This is a genomic window from Gordonia sp. GONU, assembly GCF_024733855.1.
In the GTDB taxonomy this organism is placed as follows: Bacteria; Actinomycetota; Actinomycetes; order Mycobacteriales; family Mycobacteriaceae; genus Gordonia; species Gordonia amicalis.
This window is the reverse complement of record NZ_JANRHB010000025.1, coordinates 45,514-67,579: the sequence shown is the minus strand read 5'-3', so window position 1 is coordinate 67,579 and position 22,066 is coordinate 45,514. Positions and strand designations below refer to the sequence as shown.

General features: G+C 59.1%; 19 protein-coding genes. 2 read left to right on the top strand and 17 right to left on the bottom strand.

Going from position 1 to position 22,066, the window contains the following annotated elements; genetic code table 11:
- Positions 1-459: 459 nt before the first annotated feature.
- From NWF34_RS18845 to NWF34_RS18790, 14 genes are all read right to left on the bottom strand, one after another.
- A complete protein-coding gene (locus tag NWF34_RS18845; protein WP_258325785.1) occupies positions 460-1,032 on the bottom strand; it encodes an SGNH/GDSL hydrolase family protein in 573 nt (190 codons plus the stop codon).
- 568 nt (positions 1,033-1,600) lie between these two features.
- Positions 1,601-2,134, bottom strand: coding sequence for a DapH/DapD/GlmU-related protein (locus tag NWF34_RS18840; RefSeq protein ID WP_258325784.1), 534 nt, complete (start codon positions 2,132-2,134; stop codon positions 1,601-1,603).
- A gap of 178 nt (positions 2,135-2,312) precedes the next feature.
- The gene (locus tag NWF34_RS18835) at positions 2,313-3,755 is read right to left on the bottom strand and encodes a polysaccharide biosynthesis tyrosine autokinase (RefSeq protein WP_258325783.1); all 1,443 of its coding nucleotides are present in this window, start codon (positions 3,753-3,755) and stop codon (positions 2,313-2,315) included.
- A 111-nt stretch (positions 3,756-3,866) separates the two neighbouring features.
- Positions 3,867-5,027, bottom strand: a complete 1,161-nt coding sequence (locus NWF34_RS18830; protein ID WP_258325782.1) for a glycosyltransferase — start codon at positions 5,025-5,027, stop codon at positions 3,867-3,869.
- On the bottom strand, positions 5,024-6,403 hold the full coding sequence (locus NWF34_RS18825; RefSeq protein ID WP_258325781.1) for a lipopolysaccharide biosynthesis protein: 1,380 nt from the start codon (positions 6,401-6,403) through the stop codon (positions 5,024-5,026). Before NWF34_RS18825 ends, NWF34_RS18830 begins: the two co-directional genes overlap by 4 nt.
- A 2-nt stretch (positions 6,404-6,405) precedes the next feature.
- Complete coding sequence (locus NWF34_RS18820; protein WP_258325787.1) at positions 6,406-7,098, bottom strand: WecB/TagA/CpsF family glycosyltransferase; 693 nt, start codon at positions 7,096-7,098, stop codon at positions 6,406-6,408.
- A 55-nt stretch (positions 7,099-7,153) separates the two neighbouring features.
- On the bottom strand, positions 7,154-8,350 hold the full coding sequence (locus tag NWF34_RS25475) for a glycosyltransferase (RefSeq protein WP_375295689.1): 1,197 nt from the start codon (positions 8,348-8,350) through the stop codon (positions 7,154-7,156).
- A 4-nt stretch (positions 8,351-8,354) separates the two neighbouring features.
- Entirely contained in the window at positions 8,355-8,960 is a 606-nt protein-coding gene (locus NWF34_RS25470) for a serine O-acetyltransferase (RefSeq protein WP_375295690.1), read from the bottom strand.
- 80 nt (positions 8,961-9,040) lie between these two features.
- Positions 9,041-9,901 carry a glycosyltransferase family 2 protein gene (locus NWF34_RS18815; protein WP_258325780.1) on the bottom strand — a complete coding sequence of 287 codons (861 nt, stop codon included), beginning with the start codon at positions 9,899-9,901 and terminating at the stop codon, positions 9,041-9,043.
- Complete coding sequence (locus NWF34_RS18810; protein WP_258325779.1) at positions 9,901-10,878, bottom strand: NAD-dependent epimerase/dehydratase family protein; 978 nt, start codon at positions 10,876-10,878, stop codon at positions 9,901-9,903. Before NWF34_RS18810 ends, NWF34_RS18815 begins: the two co-directional genes overlap by 1 nt.
- Positions 10,879-10,939: 61 nt before the next feature.
- Positions 10,940-11,911: a GDP-L-fucose synthase family protein gene (locus tag NWF34_RS18805; RefSeq protein WP_375295688.1), complete on the bottom strand. Its 972-nt coding sequence runs from the start codon at positions 11,909-11,911 to the stop codon at positions 10,940-10,942.
- Complete coding sequence (gene gmd / locus NWF34_RS18800; protein ID WP_258325778.1) at positions 11,908-12,951, bottom strand: GDP-mannose 4,6-dehydratase; 1,044 nt, start codon at positions 12,949-12,951, stop codon at positions 11,908-11,910. The genes NWF34_RS18805 and gmd overlap by 4 nt, the downstream gene beginning before the upstream one ends.
- A gap of 56 nt (positions 12,952-13,007) precedes the next feature.
- Complete coding sequence (locus NWF34_RS18795) at positions 13,008-14,309, bottom strand: UDP-glucose/GDP-mannose dehydrogenase family protein (RefSeq protein WP_258325777.1); 1,302 nt, start codon at positions 14,307-14,309, stop codon at positions 13,008-13,010.
- Complete coding sequence (locus NWF34_RS18790; RefSeq protein ID WP_375295687.1) at positions 14,309-15,685, bottom strand: sugar transferase; 1,377 nt, start codon at positions 15,683-15,685, stop codon at positions 14,309-14,311. Before NWF34_RS18790 ends, NWF34_RS18795 begins: the two co-directional genes overlap by 1 nt.
- A 772-nt stretch (positions 15,686-16,457) precedes the next feature.
- On the opposite strand from NWF34_RS18790, the gene NWF34_RS18785 reads away from it, so the two are divergent.
- Positions 16,458-17,477, top strand: coding sequence for a glycoside hydrolase family 26 protein (locus NWF34_RS18785; RefSeq protein ID WP_258325775.1), 1,020 nt, complete (start codon positions 16,458-16,460; stop codon positions 17,475-17,477).
- 62 nt (positions 17,478-17,539) lie between these two features.
- Positions 17,540-17,830 (top strand): hypothetical protein, encoded by a 291-nt coding sequence (locus tag NWF34_RS18780; protein WP_258325774.1) that lies wholly within the window; start codon positions 17,540-17,542, stop codon positions 17,828-17,830.
- Between the two features lie 162 nt (positions 17,831-17,992).
- Here the strand turns inward: NWF34_RS18780 and NWF34_RS18775 are convergent, their stop codons facing one another.
- Genes NWF34_RS18775 through NWF34_RS18765 form a run of 3 tightly spaced genes read right to left on the bottom strand, consistent with a single transcriptional unit; the run spans position 17,993 to position 22,051 of the window.
- Positions 17,993-20,110 (bottom strand): acyltransferase family protein, encoded by a 2,118-nt coding sequence (locus tag NWF34_RS18775; RefSeq protein ID WP_258325773.1) that lies wholly within the window; start codon positions 20,108-20,110, stop codon positions 17,993-17,995.
- A gap of 16 nt (positions 20,111-20,126) precedes the next feature.
- Positions 20,127-20,309 (bottom strand): cellulose synthase (UDP-forming), glycosyl transferase family 2, encoded by a 183-nt coding sequence (locus NWF34_RS18770; protein WP_258325772.1) that lies wholly within the window; start codon positions 20,307-20,309, stop codon positions 20,127-20,129.
- Positions 20,306-22,051, bottom strand: a complete 1,746-nt coding sequence (locus NWF34_RS18765; protein ID WP_258325771.1) for a cellulose synthase catalytic subunit — start codon at positions 22,049-22,051, stop codon at positions 20,306-20,308. Before NWF34_RS18765 ends, NWF34_RS18770 begins: the two co-directional genes overlap by 4 nt.
- Between the last annotated feature and the right edge of the window lie 15 nt (positions 22,052-22,066).

The window sequence follows — 22,066 nt, the reverse complement described above, 5'->3', positions numbered from 1 at the left end:
CGCCGCCCCTCCTGCGAATCTTGCAGTTGAGTCAACGAGCAAAACGAAGGGACCACCGACGCGACGCGCCGGTGGTCCCATAACTGGCAATCCAGGTGGTCCCATCCTCGTGGCAAAAATCTGCTCACGGTGGTCCCTTCACGGTGGCAACTGACACCCGAAGAAGCTAGCCGACGACGTCGCGGTGATCACGCGGAACAGACAACCGAAGTCGACCGCTCTGGGGTGAAGGTCTCGAAGTAGATCCCGAGGCGTAGCGCGAGACCCTCTAGTCCGATTGCGCATACCGTCCATCGGATAGTCGTCAACGTGCTCTGCCGCATGGTCGAAATGATGCCTGAACCTCGTCGCGCGCGCTGACCGAGCCGTCGCCCACCCGCCTATAACCCTATTGTCAGCGCGGGAAGTTCCGATATTCCCCGGCCGGCTACATCGCCAGCCCTTCTTGTACCGCGTGGCTCAGGACAGCAGTGCCGCGGTGAGCTTTCGCGCGATCAGCGAGTGACCTGCAGTGTTCGGATGGGGTGAGGCGCCGCCGGTCATGTAACGAGCAAGGGTTCCGCGAGCGAACCAGTGCTCAGCTAGTGGGCTGATGTAGCGAGCGCTCTTAGCAACCGCCGCCGCATGAAGGGCGATGTCGTACTCTTCCAGAGTCACGAAGTACTTGGGGATCATCGGGGCCGGCCCGAGTAGCACAATTTGTGCATTGGTATACGCAGCACGTAGATCGTCGATCAGCTGCTCCGCATCGCTCATCACTTCGTTCGGATCTTGCCCGGCGTCGTTCACACTTCCTTGCACGACTACGAGATCGGGATCGGGCGCGTTCACCGGACGCACCTGGTGTGCTAGGCGCCAAGCGTAGTTACCTTCTCCGCCTGCGCCTTTCGTGGTGTATCCGACCGATCCAAAACCGAAGACGTCGAACGGCACACCCAGGGTGCGTCCCGTTTGGTAGGCGAAGCCGTCAGTGATCGGCGTGGCGAAGGCGCCCCGCGTCCAGGAATCGCCGAAGAAGACCGCAGCGCGCACGCGATCAGTGTCGCTGGTCGATGCTGGCCGGGTAGCACCCACGACGAGTGTAGCCACCATGCTGATGGTTCCTAGCACGATTAGCACCCACCCCCATACTGGGCAGCCACCCCACCGACGCTGATGCCACGGACTTCCTCTTTGCATCCACTTATCATCATGTAGAGACCCGCGAAACGTCGAATTGGGCGCCGATTTCGCCATCCGGACACAAGTGCCCAGGTCGCCACGTTTGCGATATGTCCGATACCGCGAAGCTGCGACGGCAGCGCAGACCTCTACAACTCACGCCCCGACAAATTTCGCCCGCGACACCCAGAAGGAGCGCGAACGCGACGATGTCGACACTGGACGATGTGAACTTAACTCTGATAGCACGTAGTTCGTACATACCGGATCGTGTCCATACGGCTCGCCGAATCTGTGGGACACACGGCGATTAGCCAGACAGCGTATCGTCCACTATCAACAGTTCGACGCTCCGATCAACGGAACGAAACTGAGTCTCAACTCACTCACCGTGGATCAGATCTCAAGCCTGGTGCTGCATCGCGCAGGCTCGGGCGAGTCACGCCACCGGTGGACGGAAATCAAGCTCCGTAATCGAATCGACCTGCTCTCGGCGGGTCTTCCCCCCTGCTGTCAGGTCAGCCGCAGATGGCCAAGACTCCGCCTTGGTCATAAAGTCAGCAAATGTGCCGATCTTCCTAGCCGGATTTCCTGCGACCACATATCCGTCCGGCACCGATCGCGTTACCACGGATCCAGAGCCCACGATGCACTGGTTCCCTATTGAAACACCGGGCATCAAGATGGTGCCCAACCCGATAAACACGTCGCTGCCTATTCGAATACGTGCGATTCGGTAACGCCGCCCCTCCTCGTCGCGGCACAACCAACCGCTTCCATCATGAGTCACGAATCTCACGCCAGAACTAACCGTGACTCGATCACCGATCTCCACAAGCCATGGCTCGTTATTCTCGATCCGGGAGTACAGTCGAACGTCGTTGCCGATGACACAACCGGCCCTCCGTGCTGCACCCTCCGGGGTGTCTAGTCGATTCCTGAGCCTTCTCGCAAGTTCCCTAAGCTGCACCATCGCATTATGCCGTAAACATAAAAAGATTGTTGACCGAGTCGACTTTGCTACTGGGCTACTTTCATCCGAGGCGGCAGCACCGTCACCCGTATCCGAATGTTACCCGAATGTCACTATTACCATCGGTAGGAGCCACCCTTGCTAACTGCTGGAAACCCCCAGCCACTGCCACTGATCCCTACATGGTGCCGACCGGGCGTGAACGAGGTTCGCTCACCGGTTGCGCCCCGTAGACGCCATACGTCCCATATCCATAATCCCCCGCCGCTATGGGATTGCCGTTTACCGCAACCCCCAGAACGTTCGCCCGCGCAGTCCGCAACTCCTCGAGGGTTTCGACCAAGGACGCCTTCTTCGTTTGGTTGACTCGGACAACCATTACAACGCCGTCAACCCATTGCGCTAGGACTGCAGCATCCACCACCGGCATAATTGGAGCGGAATCGATGATCACATAGTCGTACGCGTCAGCCAGCTCAGCGAGTATCTGCTGAGCACGATCTGAACCGAGTAGTTCGGCCGGGTTTGGCGGGATCGGTCCACACCCCAAAGCGCTTAGGCCCGAAACGCCAGATGCTTGAACCAGGTCCACCACAGCGGCTTCACCACGGAGCGCGTCCGTCAAGCCTACGTCGTCCCGCAGGCCAAGCCGCGAAGCAAGGATCGGGTTTCGCAGATCTGCGCCAACAACGACAACTTCGTGCCCCGATTCGGCGAGTGCCGCAGCGAGATTCAAAGAGACGGTCGTCTTCCCCTCAGCTGGAGCCGCACTAGTTACGAGTATCTTCCGTGCCGGGCTGTCCACGCTGACGAATGCGAGGTTTGACCGAAGACGCCTGAATGCCTCCGCAACCGCTGTAGCTCCAGCTCCGAACTCAATAGTGCGTGTGCCGTTCAGTTCATCGTCACTAGGAATCACGCTCAACAACGGTGCATCCGAGAGAGATTCGACGTCTTCGCGGGACCGAATCTTCGAATCTAGACGAGCCCGAAGCACGACCAGCACAATGCCGAACACAAGCCCGGCGATGAGGCCGACTGCGACGTTGCGATCTGTCTTCGGTGAAACGGGATGAGGTGAAGGAGTCGCTGGCGTCACAACAGTCAGCTTCGCTAGTGGCGCGCCGCCGCCCGCTGGCTCCTCGAGATCGGACACGGTGCTTACGAGCGATTCCGCAACTGCACCAGCCAACCGGCTGGCGACAGCCTGGTCCGGCCGCGCAGCGCTGATAGTAAGTAGCACCGTTTGTGGTGTTGTTGCAGCGCTAATTGAGGCTCTCGCTTCGTCTAACGAGAGGCCAACACCACTATGCGCTAACGCATCCGATACTACTGAATCGGACGACGCTAACTTTGCGTATGAAGCCACCCGCTGCTGCGAAGCCAAAGACCCTTGATAGGCGGCATTTGCCGCATTCGATTCACTAACGGAGGTTACATACAGGACTGCAGAACTCGAGTAGATCGGTGTCTGGATCAAGCTGAATCCCAACCCAACCAGGGCCCCAAGCAATGCGACGAGCGTGACCACCCACCATTCGTCGCGGAGTTTCGACCCGAAGGCGCGCACCCTCGCGGAAAGTAAATCGTCCGAACTGGTTTCCTGGGTCTTCACGGTCACAGCGTTCTCCTCGCACTATCTCGAACCCAACGGGCAACGGCAATACATGGGCTTGCATACCGGGTAGACCGGTGCTGGGAGACCCACTCAAGTCCAGCTGCGTCCACACAATCACGATGCAGATTCATCGTCCACTCCAACCGCCAAGATCGAACTGATCACTCGGTCCGCGCTTCTCTCACTAGCCGCTTCGACGCAGTCGTAAGAAGAACAGAACAGCTTCGCCTTCTCCACAAGCTCCGCTAACGCAAAGGGATTTCGATCACCCACGAAGCCGTTCGTCCCGTCGCTGATGACGTGGTCCGGATCGGCCTCAGCTGTAGCGATTACAGGCAATCCGCACGCCCCGGCCTCCACCAGAACACGCGGCGATCCTTCGTAGTGGGACGTCATCAGGAGGCAGTCGCTAGTCCTCATCCGGTCCGCGACATCCATACGGGACAGTCGGCCTGCAAACTCTACTGCATCGAGAACTCCAAGTTCGACGGCCCGACTCTTAATTTGGGGTAACAGTGACCCGTCTCCGGCAATAACTAGCCGCGCATCCTTGTTTCGCTTGATGAGCGACGCCAACACCTCAATCGCCAGCTCCGGATCCTTCTGTGCCTCAAGGCGTCCCACCCAAAGGACCAGCGGGCCCATGCCCAGACCCGCAGGCCCTGCGAGTACCTGTGCCTCCCGCGGGTAGAACACTGACTCGTCATACCAGGTCCTGGCTGACATCACACGGCCGAAAAGACTAGAGAGCCTCTCTCCGTCGCCCTGATTGAAGACGACAATTCCGTTCGCCCGCTTCCCGACAAAGGATTCCAGCTTCGAATAGACCCGACCGAGCCCTTTCCAAGCCGAGTCAGAATTGTCACCCGACAGGCCTGCGGCCGCGTTGTGGACAAATTGCACTAGCCGAGTGGGCCGAAACAGTAGTAATGCCGCAAATCCAACCTCAATTCGATGGACTTGCCAGATAACCGATTCACGTGGAATCTCTCTTCGGAATCGTACAGCGCCTAGAATAAGTTTTAGCGAGTCAGGAACGCGCACTCGTCGAGCCGTCCGATCCCTCGAGAATCTCGCAACCGGAATGAATTTGACAGACCGCCCCCTAAACTCCCGGTCGGTCATGCGACCCAAGCGGACGCTTGGGTCATTGGTTATTCCGACGACTACGGGATCATCCAAGTCTCCCCGCGCAAGAATGTCCGCAATGCAAGTATCTGTTCCTCCCGGAACTAAGTTCGCAAGGTCGATCTGATCGACGATCACCCGTCTCATACGACTTCCTCTCGACGCCGCTCCGTCTCAGAGCTCACTTGATGTTCTTTATTGAGGCGACGACGACTGAACATTAGGCAAGGAGCCACATGCAATAGTGCCGCAACCCCGGCAGTTCCCGCGACGACTCCGACAGCTCCGTACTCGCCAGCCAACGCAACTGACACAGGAAGTCCGATCACCGCCGAGATGCTGGTCGTTATCGCCTGGAACCTCAGACCAACCCCATCCGTAAGGAACATTCCGGCCGGCTGCTGCACCGCTTGTACGAACAGTAGAAGTGCGAATGCAAGATACAGCGATATCTCTCTCGACGCTGATGGGACGGCAAAACGAGTAATCGCCGGAGCGACCAAACAGAATCCACCCGCCACAACCACACCCATGAAAATGGAAAGTCGAAGAGCCTTCCCGTACAGACTCCGGCTACTGGCGCCACGATGCCGGGCGGCAGCGAAGTCGCCCCACAATGACCGGCCTCCCATCTGCACAACCGACACCGCTGGAAGGAAGACCAAGGCGGCCGCAGAGTACTGCGCCACCTCAGTTAGCGACGAGAACCAAGATAGTATTAGTCGATCAGTTTGGAACACTAGTGGAAGGGCGAGGGAAATGATGAACATCGGCACCGCAGTCATCAACAATCTCTCATCCGCTACCTGGAATCCCAAGGGAGTCACGTGACGGCGCGCCAGCGCCGCCTGGGCGACCACTTTCCTCCAAGCGACAACACTCAACACGCCGTTTGCAATGAACACGCCTGAAGTAGACAATCCCACCGCATACCTGAGAGAGTCGTCCGAAAGAGAGACAGCGATTCCTACGAGAATCAAGGTAAATACAGATGTAAACCCCTGCACTACAACTACAGCAGCATTGTGCCGGATTCCCAGCAAAATTCGAAATCCAAGAGCCAGAGGAGCTGACGCACAAAATACCGTCATTGCGACGAAGATCGCCAGATTAAGGTCCAGCCCTGGATCTAAGTTGAGAAGTACGGGCCAGGTTATTGAGAGGTAGATGACCAGGTTTACACAAAGAAGGGTTGCGCTTACACAGATTAGCATCCGAGTCACCGAACGCAGGACACGACGGAAGCTCACGTAGTTTCCTGGCAGTCCCGCAGCCGAGTTCGTCACCGCGGCACCGAGCCCAAGGTCAGTAAACGGTATCAGGAATGGCAGCGCCGCGACGAGGGTGAAGATTGCGTATCCATCTTCACCGCTGTCTGTAGAGACGATCCTCGCAAGTAGGATCGCGGCGACGCCTGACAGCGGCAGCACAAAGATGCGGGCGCCGGCGGAAAGGACAACCCGCCTAAGGGCACCACTGACCTCGACCGTCGAACTCCCACTCAGCTTCGAGACGATGGACACAGCTAAGGCCTACGTCTCGCAGCTATAGCGAGAACGAACTGGAAGTTCCCTATCGTATAGCGACGCCAAAGGCGGCCTGGGTCCGCCAGTAGTCGATACACCCACTCCATACCTACGTTCCGAACCCAGCGCGGCGCTTCCTGTGTGGTACCTGCGAGGAAGTCAAATGCCGCTCCCACGGCCGCACAGGGTCTCCCCGTTGAAGCTGCCAGTGCCGCGGCGGCAAAGTCCTGCTTCGGTGTGCCGAGGGCGACCCAGACGATGTCCGGATCTGCCGCCGCAATTCTCGCCGTCGCATCGGTCACCAGCGCGTCGTCTACGGGACCAAACGGCGGCGCAAACGTTCCGGCAATTCGGACGCCAGGATAGTTCGCTTTGGCCTGGTTCACGAGCGCCTCAAGAACTTCGTCTGTACAACCGAAAAAGTAGTGCGAAACATCCTGTTCACGGCCACGATCTAGCGCTAGACGGAACGCCGATGGGCCTCGAACCTGACCGGCCCTGCGAGCGCCTCGCAGCAATTGAGCCCAGAGGACGGGCCGTCCGTCAGCAAAATTGACTCCGCCGTCCGCCAGCAACGCAGCATAAGACGGGTCGTTTCGAGTGCACGCAACTGAATACGCATTGACGAAACGGTATCCCACCGGACGTCGGGAGACCGCGGACTCAACTAGATGGTCAACCGCTTCCAACATCGACATTTCTGCCACTGGTACAGGCCCAACCCAACATGTGGAGAGCGGCTGCGATTTATCTACTGTCATGCTGATTCCTAATCGAATCCACTGAGCTACCGCAGGACCGCGACTTCGTTCGACGGGAAACTCTTAACGGTCTACCTTGCAGAACTTCAAGCAAGAGCCGGGTGCTGTTCTCGGGACTGAATCGTTCTAACCATCCCCGAGCGTGCAAATTTACAGACCCAGTCATCGCGCGGCTCGACAGCACAGCTGAGGCGAACGATTCGACAGTGTCATCCATGGCCAGTGTCCCGGTGACACCAGGTACGAGCGCGTCTGCAGCACCCAAACACTTCGAAGACACGACGACTGGCACCCCGCGAGCTGCAGCCTCCACGAGGACGTTGCCGAAACCCTCGGTTACCGATGGGAGCAAGACAATACTCCGAGATGGACAGTGATCGAACCAGCGCTCGACCCATCCTCGAAACTCCGCGTCCACTCCCAGTTCCTGCGCTCGAGTTCGCATTTCTTCTCGAAGCTCGCCGTCTCCGAAGTACACGACGCGAGCAAGAACTCCCATCGCCTGCAATCGGACACTGACGGCGAGGGCAGTCTCAGGACGCTTCTGCGGCACAAGCCGACCAGGGACTACGATGTTCAGCACACCGGACGATGAATCCTCCGGTACATTGAGCTCTGCCCTCGGCTCGGAGATCTGGCCAACTTTCCCCAATGCTGGATTTGGTACCACAAAGACCGACTCCGCCCGTAGCCGGTAGCGAGTAATAGCTTCCGCTGCCACCGGGTGCGAAATGGCGATGAAGGCGTCTGCCACCGGATACAAGAAGCGAGCGAACCAGTCCTTAAGGATGTACCTCCACCCGTGAAGCGTCCGAGATGGGAACTCCATGTTGCGGCCACTGACAACAATTCGGGGACGCCCAGACAGAACTGATAGACCAGCAAGAATCGCCAGCAAGTTGAAATAGGGCATCATCCCAACGAGCACGTCAAGCCTCTCGCGCCGGACAATTCTGCGTACTTCAGACACCCGCGCCAGGTGGGATGCCGGCAGAGTCTGCCTGCGATACTGAGTTTCAGCCGACTCGGCGATCGTATTGATCACGAGTACGTCGTGCCCCCAAGACGAAAGTTGCTGTGCCCATGTATGAGCGACGAACTCGGCGCCACCACCAGTTGACCGGGGAATCAGAATACCTATCCTGATTGATTCTCTATTATTGCAATCGCCATCTTCGAACATAATCCTACCGCCGACCCGAGATCTGACGGTCAGCAGATGGGTACCAAGTCGGCATAATCGACGCCGAGCCGGCCTCGTTAATGATTCGCGCAGGAGCACCTGCGACAACCACCCCATCGGGCACATCGCGATTCACGACGGCATTCGCACCTATTGCTACGTTATTTCCCACCTTGATTGCGCCGTAGATCACGGCACCCGGACCAATGTAGACATGGTTACCAATTACAGGCACGCCTTTCAAGTCAGCGCCAATATTGGTCGACGAGTGAATCCTACAGAACGAGCCCACACGAGCCTTCGAATTAACGACAATACTGCCGTAGTGTGCAATAGAGAGTCCCTTGCCGAACACACCAGCGGGAACACTTAACCCTGTGCGAACCGAAACCCTCAGGAGACGGTACCGAGCATAGGCAAGCTCCGTGCGCCGCCATGGCTGCTTCTTCACAACCGCCTCTAAGTACTCCACGCGTCGAAGGAGTCTCTGGAAGTAAAGCGCGGGTTTCTTTACACGGTAAATCGCACGCCATCGGTTCTCATTGTGGGCCGCCAGATCACTAGCGAGGAAGTCCTCGTATGTTACGCGGTCCACGATATGGTCCGACATTATCTTCTCCAAGATCATTGAATATTTAAGGCTTCTAGGAACGAAGTCAGTTCTTCGTACACCCTTCCGGGCCCAACTACTCAGCGACGGAGTCCGAGCAGGCCAAGTTTGCCAAACGCGACCTTCGCTGTACCGCGGATGCGCATACGCGCCGACCAGTACCATGCTTCCGCCACAGTAAAAATATGGTCTGTCACGCTCGAGCCCCCAACGAGCATCCCGTGCTTGATCCGAATCTTCCTGTATCGGCGGGCACGGTCCATATAGCTCGACGTCCCATGAGCACCTTCCTCCAGGTAGTCCACAACCCGATGTGGAATTCTGACCGGCTCTCCGTGGGCATTGCCCAATCGGAGAGCCAACTCTTGGTCAGCTGAGAACCCGACACTTTGATCGAACCCACCAGATGCCTGCAAAATATCTCTACGGACGAAGGTTGCAGGATGCGGGATAAAATCGATCCCGTACGCGAGCCTCTTGAGCGACCACTCGGGACAGTCAATCGACCTGGTCCGAGCACGCTCGCTGTTCAAGTAGTTAATTCCTCCAGCGGCCCAAGGGGCGTTCTTTTCACCGAAATATTCGAACGCTTTACCTAGCGCACCATCATCAGAGAAACAATCGCCGCTGTTAAGAAACTGGATATACCTCCCCTGCGCAAGCCTAATTCCCTTGTCCATTGCATCGTAAATCCCAGCATCCGGCTCAGATATTTTCTTTACAGTGAAAGGAGGGTTGTACGAATCCAGCCACTCCCGGGTACCGTCAGTCGAAGCCCCGTCGACCACAATGTGTTCGAGGTTCACGCCGGCCTGCCGCTCTATACTCGCCGATGTGCACCTCAATCCGTCCAGGTTGTTGAAGACAACCGTGATGACACTGATATCGGGCCTCAGTTCACCAGAATGGGCGGCCTCCGGAATCGCGTCTTTCTCGTACATCAACTTATCGTTTCCGTACGGAGAATCCCTGATTCGACCGTAGCCTTCGCCCATACGAATTGTTGCTCGAGACCCTGGTTAAGCGAGACGCTCGGCGTCCAGCCCAGGTCCCGTCGAATGGCGGTCGTATCGCCACCAGTCCTCCGTACGTCACCGGCAACCGATTTTTTGTAGACAATGTTCAGCTTCTTGTCGGACAGCGTCGCAATAGTGGCGAGAACCTCGTTCACCGAGACGTTGGAACCACCGGCAACGTTATAGACAGCGCCAGGCTGCGAACTAGCCTCGCTCGCCGCAATGTTCGCTCGAACAACGTCTGCAACGTAGGTAAAGTCTCGACGTTGCTCCCCGTCGCCTAAGACCGTGATCTCGCTACCAAGGTGAGCTGCGGTGAGAAAGCGTGTGAACGCCATGTCTGGCCGTTGTCCCGGCCCGTACACGGTGAAGTAGCGCAGCGACACCGTCGGCAAACCAAAGTTCGCAGCGTACAGGCTGCAAAGATGCTCCGCCGCGAGTTTTGTTACGCCGTACGGACTTCGAGGAGAAGGAATCGTCGACTCCGAAGTGGGGTACTTTTCAGCGTCACCATAGATTGAGGAGGACGATGCATACACAACCTTCTCCACACCATCTGCTCTCATGGCCGCTTCGAGCAGTATCTGTGTCGCCTCAACATTGTTTACTGAATACGTAGCGAAGTCCCGACCCCACGACTTCCGAACCCCGGGTTGGCCGGCCTGGTGAAAAACGGTTGTAACACCTTTCAGCAACTCATCTAGAGGTGCCTGCGCGAGCGAAATCTCATGGAATTCAAAGTCTGGACTACTCGTCAGAGAGCGGAGATTCTCACGCTTCATGCGGGGATCGTAGTAGTCGGTGATTGCGTCTATACCGATAACGCGCTCACCGCGCGCCAGGAGCGCCGCGGCCAGACTATGGCCGACAAATCCGGCGACACCGGTAATGAGCGCAGTCAATTGTCTATCCTTTGACGGTTTAATATTTGATTGAACTTGCCTAGACGCCTAGCTACGGATCCTAGGTTCGAATTTCGGCGAGATTCTCTCGATACCATTTCACGGTATCCGCGATTCCCTGTTCGAGGGAAATGGATGCCGACCATCCGAGATTGGTCAGGGTGGAGACGTCGAGAACCTTCCGAGGCGTCCCGTCTGGCTTACTGGCGTCCCACCGAGATTCGCCCTCGTACCCCACCACCTCGGCAACGATCGACGCTATCTCCTTCAGAGTATGGTCCAGACCTGTTCCGACATTCACCTGCTGAGGCCCATCGAAGTTCTCGAGCAAGAACAAGCATGCGGCTGCCATGTCATCGACGTGAAGTAGTTCACGCCGCGGTGTTCCAGTCCCCCAGTTCTCGACATACTGGCTACCTGATTGCTTTGCCTGGTGGTACCGCTGGATCAGCGCCGGTAGGACATGCGAACCAGTGGGCGAGAAGTTATCTCCGGGTCCATACAGGTTTGTCGGCATCGCGGAGATCCAACTCAGCCCGTGCTGCCGGCGAACAGCTTGCACGTTGATAATTCCCGCAATTTTTGCGATCGCGTATGCATCGTTGGTGGGCTCAAGATGTCCGGTGAGCAACGAATCCTCGCGAATCGGTTGTTCAGCGAACTTTGGGTAGATGCATGACGAGCCAAGGAAGAGTAGCCGAGGAACCTCATATGCAACCGCTGCATCCATTACGTTTGTCTGGATCTGCATATTTACTGACAAGAAATCGACAGGATAGTTGTTGTTCGCCTGTATTCCGCCCACCTTGGCTGCCGCCAACACGACTACCTCCGGGCGAACAGCTCCAAAGAACTCGAATACGGCTGTTCTGTCGGTGAGGTCCAGTTCCGAACGCGGCCTACCGACCAAGTTCGTGAATCCTTCCCGCTCCATCAACCGCCATATAGCCGAGCCCACCAGACCTCTGTGCCCAGCGATGAAAGTGGTTGCGGAACGGTCGAGCGGACCCAGTGCCAGAGACCCGGATCTCACGCGCTATCTCCAGCTCGCACGTTCCACGCATCGAGCGCAGGAGTATCAATCCAGGGCCGTCCCTCGTGATCTAGAGCTTCGATGTCGGCATCCACCATGATCCGCGCCAACTCCGGAGCAAGTACACGAGGCTTCCATCCCAGCGCCCGCTCAGCCTTACTCGCGTCTCCAATCAGAGCGTCGACCTCTGTCGGCCTGAGGTACCGGTCATCGAACCTGACATGCTCCTGCCAATCTAAGCCCGCGTGCTCGAACGCGGTGATGAGGAACTCCCGCACAGAACATTTCTCGCCCGTCGCCAGGACATAGTCGTCCGGCTCGTCCGCCTGGAGCATGCGCCACATTCCCTCGACGTACTCGGGGGCGTAGCCCCAGTCTCGAACAGCGTCAAGATTTCCCATGTAGATGTACTGTTCTTGGCCCGCCTTGATTCGAGCGGCAGCACGGGTGATCTTACGGGTAACGAATGTTTCGCCCCGCCGCGGCGATTCGTGATTGAAGAGGATGCCGTTCACGGCGAACATGTCGTACGCTTCGCGGTAATTGCGTGTGACCCAGTATGAGTAGACCTTCGCTGCACCGTAAGGCGACCTCGGGTAGAACAAGGTGTCCTCGTTCTGGGGAGGCGGCGATGCACCGAACATCTCAGAGCTCGATGCTTGGTAGAAGCGACACTTCACCCCGGCGAGTCGAACAGCTTCGAGCAGTCGGATCGACCCGATGCCTGTTGTGTCTCCGGTATGTTCAGGCTCATCGAAGCTGACGCGCACGTGCGACTGTGCCGCGAGGTTGTACACCTCATCGGGATCAATAGATGACACGAGCGTGACCAGGCGTGCACCGTCACTCAAATCGCCGTAATGGAGAAACAGGCGGGCATCCGGCTCATGTGGGTCTTGGTACAAGTGGTTAATGCGCGACGTGTTGAACGTCGACGACCGACGAATCAAACCGTGCACTTCATACCCCTTAGAAAGGAGTAACTCAGCCAGGTAGGAACCATCCTGCCCAGTAATGCCCGTAATCAGCGCTTTCTTCATGATCCCTCGCTTAGATACAGCAAAGCTGTAGTCAAATGAATTCTCGGGTCCTGCGATCAGACTCGGTAGGACCACCCGGCTCGCTTCCACGCAAGCGGGTCTAGGCACATACGCCCATCGATCAGGTTCTGAGTACGTGTCACCTTGGCCACCTCGACCGGATCGAGCTGAATGAACTCTTTCCACTCAGTAAGTACCAGAACGGCATCCGCTGCTTCGCAAGCTTCGAGTGCAGTGGCCGCATAGTCCAGCGTTGGGAACAACTTACGAGAGTTGTCCATTGCCTTCGGATCGAAGACTGTAACAGAGGCACCCTGTAGCTGAATCTGTCCGGCAACATTTAAGGCTGGCGAGTCGCGGACATCGTCGGACTCCGGCTTGAATGCGGACCCCAGGATCGCAATCCGCTTGCCCAGCAACGATCCCCCACACACTTCACGTGTGAGCTCAACCATTCGGGTACGCCGGCGCATATTCACGTTATCTACTTCGCGCAGGAACGTCAGAGCCTCAGCGGCACCAAGCTCACCGGCACGAGCCATGAAAGCTCGGATATCCTTTGGGAGGCATCCTCCGCCAAATCCAAGGCCTGCATTCAGAAACTTTCTTCCGATTCGGGCGTCGTAGCCGATTGCGTCGGCAATCGCCTTGACGTCCGCACCCGCCGCGTCACATACTTCCGCGATCGCATTGATGAACGAAATCTTCGTGGCAAGAAAGGCATTCGCCGACGTCTTCACCAGCTCCGCTGTGGGCGGATCAGTGACGATGAAGGGCGTACCATCACTGATCATGGACTTGTAGATCTCGCGGCACACAACTTCAGCGTTTCCACCGGGGAACGTACCTAGTACCACCCGGTCTGGATGAAGCGTGTCATCGACCGCGAACCCCTCGCGGAGGAACTCAGGATTCCAGGCCACCTCCACATCAATATCCTTCGCCAGCTCATCTGCGCGCTCCGATAGCCGGCGTGCCGTGCCCACCGGCACTGTGGACTTGCCGAGGATCAACGCATCGCGCGTTAGGAGGGGAACAAGTTCCTCTATGGCAGCGTCCACATACCGAAGGTCGGCGCTGTACTCGCCCTTTTTTTGTGGTGTTCCGACAGCTATAAAAAAGACGTCGGCAAAGTCAGCGGCATCTGCGTACGAGCCCGACACCGTAAGTGCTCCCGAGTCGATGTGGCGCTTCAGGAGTTCGGGCAACCCGGGTTCGTAAAACGGGACCTCGCCTGCAGCGAGTTGTGCTCGCTTCTCAGGCACGACCTCGATGCCGAGAACTTCGTGTCCGAGCTCTGCCATGCAGGCCGCGTGAGTTGCGCCGAGGTAGCCGAGTCCGAGTACAACCATCCGCATTAGTACGCACCATCTTTCGCCACGACAGCCTTGACTGTCTTCCACAGAATCAAAGCGTCCTGCATTATCGACCAGTTCTCTACGTACGAGAGATCTAGTCGGACAGACTCTTCCCAGGACAAATCGGATCTTCCCGAGACCTGCCAGAGCCCGGTAATCCCAGGCTTCACGAGCATCCTTCGCGCCACCCGGCCGTCATATCGTTCGACCTCGTCTGGCAACGGCGGACGTGGCCCGACGAGGCTCATCGTTCCTCCGAGCACATTGAATAGCTGTGGCAACTCATCCAAGCTGTATCGCCGGATGAAGATCCCAACCTTCGTGATTCGCGGATCGTCGCGCATCTTGAAAAGGACGCCTGCCCCTTCGTTCAGTCCACGCAAGTTGTCTTTTAGCGAGTCTGCGTTCTGAACCATGGACCGGAACTTCCACATGGAGAAGGGAACATTGTTCAAGCCCACTCTCGTTGCGCGATAGAAGACAGGCCCCTGAGAATCCACCTTGATCGCGATGGCAACCATAACGAAGACCGGAGCAAGGGCGCACAAGATGATGGCCGCGCCCACCCTATCCACGAAGGCCTTTCGAAACCGGTTCGCGCCTTCGTACCGCGGCTTGTCGATGTGTAGTAGTGGCAACCCCGCCACTGGTCTGACCATCACGCGCGGTCCAGCTACATCCGTCACACCCGGGGACACCATCATGTCGACATCCATGCCTTCGAGGTCCCACGACAGTGCCTGCATTGCATCGTGGCCTAGTGCCTCAGCCGAGGTCACCGCCACAGTTGTTGCACCGGACTCGAGCACAGATTCACTAACGTCGTCGAACGTCCCGAAGACCGGCACTTTGGTGCTGCCCACCGACACGGACTTCGGCTTTCCCGCCCGACTCGGTAGGCAAATTCCTACTACCCGGAACCCGAGACTTGGTTGCGCCAGAAGGCGTTCCATTACCGGCCCCGCTGAAGCCTCGCTACCTACAACCAGAACGTTCTCCACATTCTCCGATCGCAGGCGCTGGTGCCCGAGCCACTGACGCCAAAGCCATCTGGAGAGCAACAACCCAGTGGTTCCGACCGGGAGTGCTATCGCGATGAATCCTCGCGCGATGTTCAATCGGAAGAGCAGGTCAACCATCGCCAGCACTCCGAAAAGTGCCAAGCACGCGGTGACAACCCTGCTGTACTCCTGGGAGCCCGACCCGACGACTCGTCGGTCCAGGGTCTGAACAGCGCGAAGTGATGCCAGCCAACAAACAACAAGGACAGTCGAGACCATCGTTGCCGGCACCTGGGCAGCCCCGTTGGGCGCCAGCGCGTTGTCAGCACCGAATCGGGCGAACTGGGCAGCGAACACAGCCGCCACGACGATCATCGCATCGGTCCAAGCGAGACGAGCCACATACCCGTGAATCCAGGAACGCGAACGCTCCCGGTCTCTACTAGCAAACCGCAGTCGCAGGGGTGTGCGCTCCGAACTCCGTCCCAATGCGTCGTAGGCCGGACGATGGGCCACAGCCAACCTCCCAAAACAAAAAGATGAACTCGAAGGCGGCGATCGGCCCCTACGCCCAACCACCAGAACGTCGACGACGTCCGCCCGCAATTGGCTTCGCGGTTGTTAGTGAGGGTATTTCAGAGTGGTCACATGTACAACTTGAACGCCTTTGTAGGCTGACCGGACGACACTTTGCGTTGCTAATTTGCAGAAACATCCCGCTGGCAAAGGCGATGTACTTGCACCGAGACGTTGTGATCGCTCCGCAGCACCGCACCTCCGTTCATCCGCTAGGGACTAAAGTCCCTCGCGAATGCCGATGCGCCACAACGGGTTCCCGACCAGCCGCTCGTCCAAACCTGTGTGATCAGCATCACAATTGCCGTTTACTGGCGTGGTGTTGCAGCACGACGGCGCGATTTGCCAACTCGCAGGGGCCAGAAGTGGAGGAGAAACGCGGCAAGAATTTAATCTTCTCTACCCATTGACTAGGGCTAGCAAATTTTCAGAATCGGACGTATCTGCCCTGCTATTCACCTATCGTTTTCGAGCGCAGGTTGACAAACGGTTTCTAATCCGTGAACGAGCCGTGTACCCGGGTCCGCCTCCCGAGTTCTCGTTGCGGTCAGCGACCAGCCAGAATGACTACATGATCGAAGACGGCAGGCCGCGCCCGGTTGCCGGCAACTTCCCTCGCCGCGCCTTCTTCGCGACGTTTACGGGGCTGGCGGCAACGTTTGTAGTCTCATGCAGTACAACCCGAGGCGGCCGACCGGAGCCGCTGATCCCTCACCGCTCCTGGGGCGCCTTCCTGCCAACTGTTACTAGCGCACAGGCCTCAACTGTCGGTTCTATCGACCAACTCGCGATACTCGCTGGCGCTAAGCCCGAAGTCGTGCACCTGTTCTCTGCGATCGACGATTCACTTCCCGCCGGAACGCTTGACTCCGTCCGTGGCATCGGCTCAACCCCACTTCTCTCGCTAGAACCTTGGCGCCCTCGCGAAGGCCTCAACCAACCCGAGTACTCACTCGCCACCATCGCTGCTGGCCAGCATGATGCAGCCCTGTCTCGTTGGGCAGTTCAACTCGCCGCATGGTCCCACCCGCTCCTACTCAGGTTTGCGCAAGAGATGAACGGGACTTGGTACCCGTGGTCAATCGGACTTCACGGCAACACGGCGAAGGATTACCGCGCAGCGTGGTCGAGGATGCACTCCATAATCAGGGCACAGGCACCACAGGTTCGCTTCGTATGGGCTCCAAACGCAATTACCGAAGGCACTCGTGACTTTGCCGACTGCTACCCCGGGGACAGCGTCGTGGACTACCTCGGTTTGGACGGCTACAACTGGGGCCGGTCCCCTGGCCACCAGTGGCAATCTGCCGACAAATTGTTCTCAAGTAGTCTCGAGGAGCTAAGCCGCTTAGGCCCGGGTCGTCCGATCCTCATCACTGAGGTCGGGTGTGCGGAGGGCGACGACCCTGATCAGAAAGCACAGTGGATCTCGGAATTCTTCCGCATCATCGAGTCCCACCCAGATGTAGCGGGGTTCCTCTGGTTTCAGATGGACAAGGAGCGCGACTGGCGGTTCAACTCGACACCTGCCAGCACCAGGAGCTTTCGCGACGAACTTGCTCAATGGATGAGTAGCGGTCGTCCTACCTAGTGCGTCTGCAGGTTGTTGGACCGTCGGGTTGCAGGAGGAATCGGGACAGGGATACTGGTGCGATGCCTGACCAACCCGTCGATCCTTCTGTGTTCTATGCGTTGGTACTACTGAACCTGCTGTTTGTTACAGGAGCGTGGTGCCTCGCACGGCCCACCTACAGGGCGACTGCGGTGCTCGTAGCAGCATCCGTGGCGTGGTTCATGTGGAACGGACCGGTCGAAGGCCGAGTGTTGATCTCGATCAACATCAACCACGGCTTCACTGAGTCGGACATTCTCTCGATCCTGGGAGTGGCAATCGCCGCAGTCACTTTCACGCGTACACGTGAACGTCGGCGGTACGAGGAGTAGGTGGTGGTTGGGGCTGGGGTTTGATACGTCCGGTCGCCTGCCCTTCGAGGCTCCTCGCTAACGCTCGTCGCACCTCAGGGAGCAAGAAGGTTCTCGCTAACCTCAGGGAGCAAGGGGGTTCTCGCTAACGCTCGTCGCACCTCAGGAAGCGGGGGGCGGAGACTATCGCGCGTTGTAGTCGAACCTCTTTTTGTCCAGCTGCGCACGCAATGCCGGCTCGAGGACCCGCGCGGCGGTGGCCGTCAGATGCGAGTCGTCGCGGTAGAAGAGGATCTTGTTGTGCGCGGCGAAGCACGAGTTGCCCTCACACAGCAGGTTGTTGACGCTCAGCGTCGTGACATCCCGATACTCGCGACGTGACACGACGTCGGTGATCGGTTCGATGCGCGGGTAGTCGTCGAAGTTGAACTCGCATTTGGACCAGTCGTCCATCGAGCCCGAGATGCAGTCGGCCACCTGGAACCCCGGGTAGGGCGTGTCGGCGATGTAGACGAGCTTGGCGCCGGTGTTCCGCAGCTGGATCATCGTGTGCGTCCACGCGGCCTCGGCGACCACACGATCCGGCACATAGGTCGAGAGCGACGAGACGAAGATGATCCGCGGCCCCACCTCGGCGATGCGCTTCAGCGTCTCCTCGCGCCACTCTTGGCAGTCCGCCTTCACATACGGGTCCGGGATGCCGGACTGCGGCCGCAGGTGCTGGGCCGGGCAGGCAGCCTTGGTGAACTGGTGAATCCGCCAGCCGTGGTCGGCGCCGATGTTGCGGATCGACTCCGCCCACTGATCGGCATGACTGTCGCCGAAGAGCACCACCGGGATGCCGTTGGCCGGACCGAAGACGCAGTTCTCGCGTGGTGCGGTGTCCCCCACCGGGATCAAACACTCAAATGGCCGTGGCCGATCGTCGAACGCCTGGAACGGATTGGGTGTCACCGGGCCGGACTGCTCGCCGCTGTCGGTCCCGAACACCGACTGATACGTGAGCGACGCGTTCGCGACCGTGTCGCGGCTGGCCACCTGCACGGTGATCACACCAGCGGTCATCGTGACCGCCAGTGCCGCGATCACGCCCGTCAACCCCAGCGAGATCGACGCCGAATCATTGCGTTTGAGTTCGCGGTTACGCAGCAGCGGTTCCTCGAACAGCAGCGTCGAAATCGTTGCGAGTACCAGCGATCCCGCCGACACGGCCAGCAGCACCGGCCAGCTCGACGACCCGACGACCGCCTCGTACAGGACGATCGCCGGCCAGTGCCACAGGTACCAGGCATATGACACCCGTCCGAGGAACTTCAGCGGCGGCGTCGCCAGCAGCCGTCCGACGAACACCGAACCCGAACCGACGGCACAACCGGAGGCGATGACCAGCGCGGCACCCGCGGTCGGGAGCAGCGCCGCGGTACCGGGATACGGCGTGTGGGCGTTCACGATGAACGCCGCGACGACGATGCCGGCAAGGCCGGCCCAACCCAGCACCAGGGCAACAGGACCACCCGCACGCAGACCACCGAACCGCGCCAGCACCGGCAGGACGATCGCCACCAGACCACCGACGCCGAACTGCCAGGCGCGGGTGTAGGTGGCCATGTAGGCGGTCGCGGGATCGGTAGGCGTCAGCACGATCGCCCACACCAGCGACGCCACACTGACCACCAGCACCGCGATACCGACCGACCAGCGGACCGAGAGACGCTCTCGCAGCCGGGTCCGGGTCGCCAGCGCACCCGCGCCGATGACCAGGAACGGCCAGATGAAGTACAGCTGAGCCTCGATGGCCAGCGACCAGAAGTGCGTCGCCAGGCTGCCGTCGATCGCGCCGGCCAGATAGTCGGCGTTCTGCTGGATGAAATGCCAGTTCGCCACTTGTGCCGCCGCGGCCAGCAGATCAAGCGCCTGCTTGAACACCTTCAGCAGCGGCATGAAGATCGCGGCGCCGATGATCGACACCACGATCACCAGCGCGGCCGGCGGGATGATGCGACGGGCACGGCGAGCGAAGAAGCCGCGCAACGAGATCCGCTCGTGCCGCTCGTACTCCCGGACCAACAGGCCGGTGATCAGGAACCCGGAGATCACGAAGAAGACGTCGACACCGACGAAACCGCCGGTCAGATACGGAACGTGCGAGTGGAACAGCACCACGAGCAGCACCGCGACACCGCGTAGGCCGGCGATGTCGTCGAAGAACGTTGTGGGCGCGACCCGCATCGGTGAGGTGGGCGCCGCGTCGGACTCCACCTGCAGCGCACGCATCGGCTGCGTCGGGGCTTCGTACGGCATCAGCCCGCCCGGCCGATCACTTGGTGTCCCACGGGAGCATGATGTCGAACCAGCCGAGCGCCAGCGCCGCGATGAACAGGATTGCCAGCGTGTAGCCGACCACCTCCCACACCGAGATGCGATTCCAGTTCGTCGGGTTGGGGCGCTCGGGATGGGCTACGGGGCGCGCGTCGTCGGGTTCGGGACCGAACGCCGTCATGCTGCGATCTCCTCTGGTTCGACCTCTGCTGCACGCGAACGACGCCGCGGCACCAAGATCTTCACGAACTCGATGAACAGCGGCAACGCCAGGTATGTGTACGCGAGCATCAGGCCGACCATCATCCAGAACTGGGCCAGCCCGTACTCCAGCACGTCCCAGACGATGGACACCCAGAACGCGACCAATGACGCCCCGAGCACCGTGGCGCCGAGCCAGGAGATGGAGCGGGCGAGCGAGTTCGACTGGCCGATCACGCCCGTCGGTACCCAGCCGATCTCGCGGCCGATGATCTTGTGCCAGATCGCCACCGCATGCGCGTAGCTGTAGGCCATCTGGATACGGAGCACCTCGAAACGCCAGCGGGTACGCGACACCAGCGGGAACAGCACCACATACACCCACAGGCCGAGCAGGAACAGGACCAACTGCGCGGGCCGCACATCCTCGGGATAGAAGACCGCCATGATCACGCCCGGCAGGAAGAGCAGGAAGACGTTCATCGCGGTGGTGATGTAGTACAGGACGCCGGCCCATCGGGCGACGCGTTGGCGGAAAGTGCCCTTCGAGACGGCCCTCCGCAAGCTCCGGGCCTCCTCAGGGAGCGAGGGGAACTGCGGCGTTTGCAGTCCGGGGAGCGAGCGCACGCGCGTCAACGTCCCCTGACACCAGCGGTACTGCTGGTTGAGGAAGCCCGCCAGATCCGACGGGCACAGCCCGCGCGACAACATCACCGGCACATAGCGGATCGTGTAGCCGGCCTGCTGCAGGTGACGTCCGGTGTGCAGATCCTCACTGTGCTCGATCGCGGCGAAACCACCGACCCGCTCGATCGCGCTGCGCCGGTATATCGCCGACGTCCCGACACAGTTGGCCGCGCCGATCCGATCACGCGACGGCAGCACCCAGCGATAGAAGAATTCCTGCGTCGCACCGGCGGTGCGCTGAATCCAGTTCATCGACTCGGTGGTGGCGAAGCATTGCGGACTCTGCACGATCGCAACCTGAGGATCGTCCAAATACGGGACCAGATGGCCGAGAAAATCGGAGCGGGGACAGAAATCGGCGTCGAAGATGACGATGAATTCCCCATGGCTGATCCGACAGGCATGTCGCAGATTGCCGGCTTTACGGAGGTGACCGCGGTCCGGGCGGACCACGTAGTCGAAACCGAAAGATGCTGCCAGATCGTGAACTTCCTCGCGCGCCGCGTCGTCGAGGACATAGACGAACAGCTTCCCGGGCCAGTTCATCGCGACGACATGCTCATAGGTGTTGCGCAGGATTTCCAGACTTTCACCACAGGTGGGCAGAAAGACGTCGACGCTGGGATATCGGCCGTCGGGCGGATTCCAGGAAGTAACCCGCTCCTGATGCGACGACCATGTCACCCGTCGTTTGTTCATGCCGGTCAACAATGAAAATGTGTTCCCGATCACATTCGCGACAAGAATGACGAGGACCGGCGTGAGCCACGGATGGGTCGTCGCGAATGCGACGAGTGAGACGGAGACCAGCACGAACGCAGCTACCAGAACCAGCTGAATCCAGCGCATCTGAGGACCGAGATACTCGTAGACCTCGTCGTCGCCCGGCGCGGACACGGCCAGCGGGTTATGCTGCGGCGCAGGAGGTTCAGCGTGGCGCCGGGTACTCGGCACCCGTGCCTGATCGACGTCGGCCAGCACCGGCCCATCAGCCGACGCCACACCTGTTCTCCGAACCCCGACGGATAACTCCACCCACCCAGAATCATT

Coding starts and splice junctions, on each gene's coding strand:
- NWF34_RS18840 (WP_258325784.1), bottom strand. CDS start 2,134: ATGGTGCAGCTTAGGGAACTTGCGAGAAGGCTCAGGAATCGACTAGAC.
- NWF34_RS18830 (WP_258325782.1), bottom strand. CDS start 5,027: ATGAGACGGGTGATCGTCGATCAGATCGACCTTGCGAACTTAGTTCCG.
- NWF34_RS18820 (WP_258325787.1), bottom strand. CDS start 7,098: ATGTTGGAAGCGGTTGACCATCTAGTTGAGTCCGCGGTCTCCCGACGT.
- NWF34_RS25475 (WP_375295689.1), bottom strand. CDS start 8,350: ATGTTCGAAGATGGCGATTGCAATAATAGAGAATCAATCAGGATAGGT.
- NWF34_RS25470 (WP_375295690.1), bottom strand. CDS start 8,960: ATGTCGGACCATATCGTGGACCGCGTAACATACGAGGACTTCCTCGCT.
- NWF34_RS18815 (WP_258325780.1), bottom strand. CDS start 9,901: ATGTACGAGAAAGACGCGATTCCGGAGGCCGCCCATTCTGGTGAACTG.
- gmd (WP_258325778.1), bottom strand. CDS start 12,951: ATGAAGAAAGCGCTGATTACGGGCATTACTGGGCAGGATGGTTCCTAC.
- NWF34_RS18795 (WP_258325777.1), bottom strand. CDS start 14,309: ATGCGGATGGTTGTACTCGGACTCGGCTACCTCGGCGCAACTCACGCG.
- NWF34_RS18790 (WP_375295687.1), bottom strand. CDS start 15,685: ATGATCGTCGTGGCGGCTGTGTTCGCTGCCCAGTTCGCCCGATTCGGT.
- NWF34_RS18785 (WP_258325775.1), top strand. CDS start 16,458: ATGATCGAAGACGGCAGGCCGCGCCCGGTTGCCGGCAACTTCCCTCGC.
- NWF34_RS18780 (WP_258325774.1), top strand. CDS start 17,540: ATGCCTGACCAACCCGTCGATCCTTCTGTGTTCTATGCGTTGGTACTA.
- NWF34_RS18775 (WP_258325773.1), bottom strand. CDS start 20,110: ATGCCGTACGAAGCCCCGACGCAGCCGATGCGTGCGCTGCAGGTGGAG.
- NWF34_RS18770 (WP_258325772.1), bottom strand. CDS start 20,309: ATGACGGCGTTCGGTCCCGAACCCGACGACGCGCGCCCCGTAGCCCAT.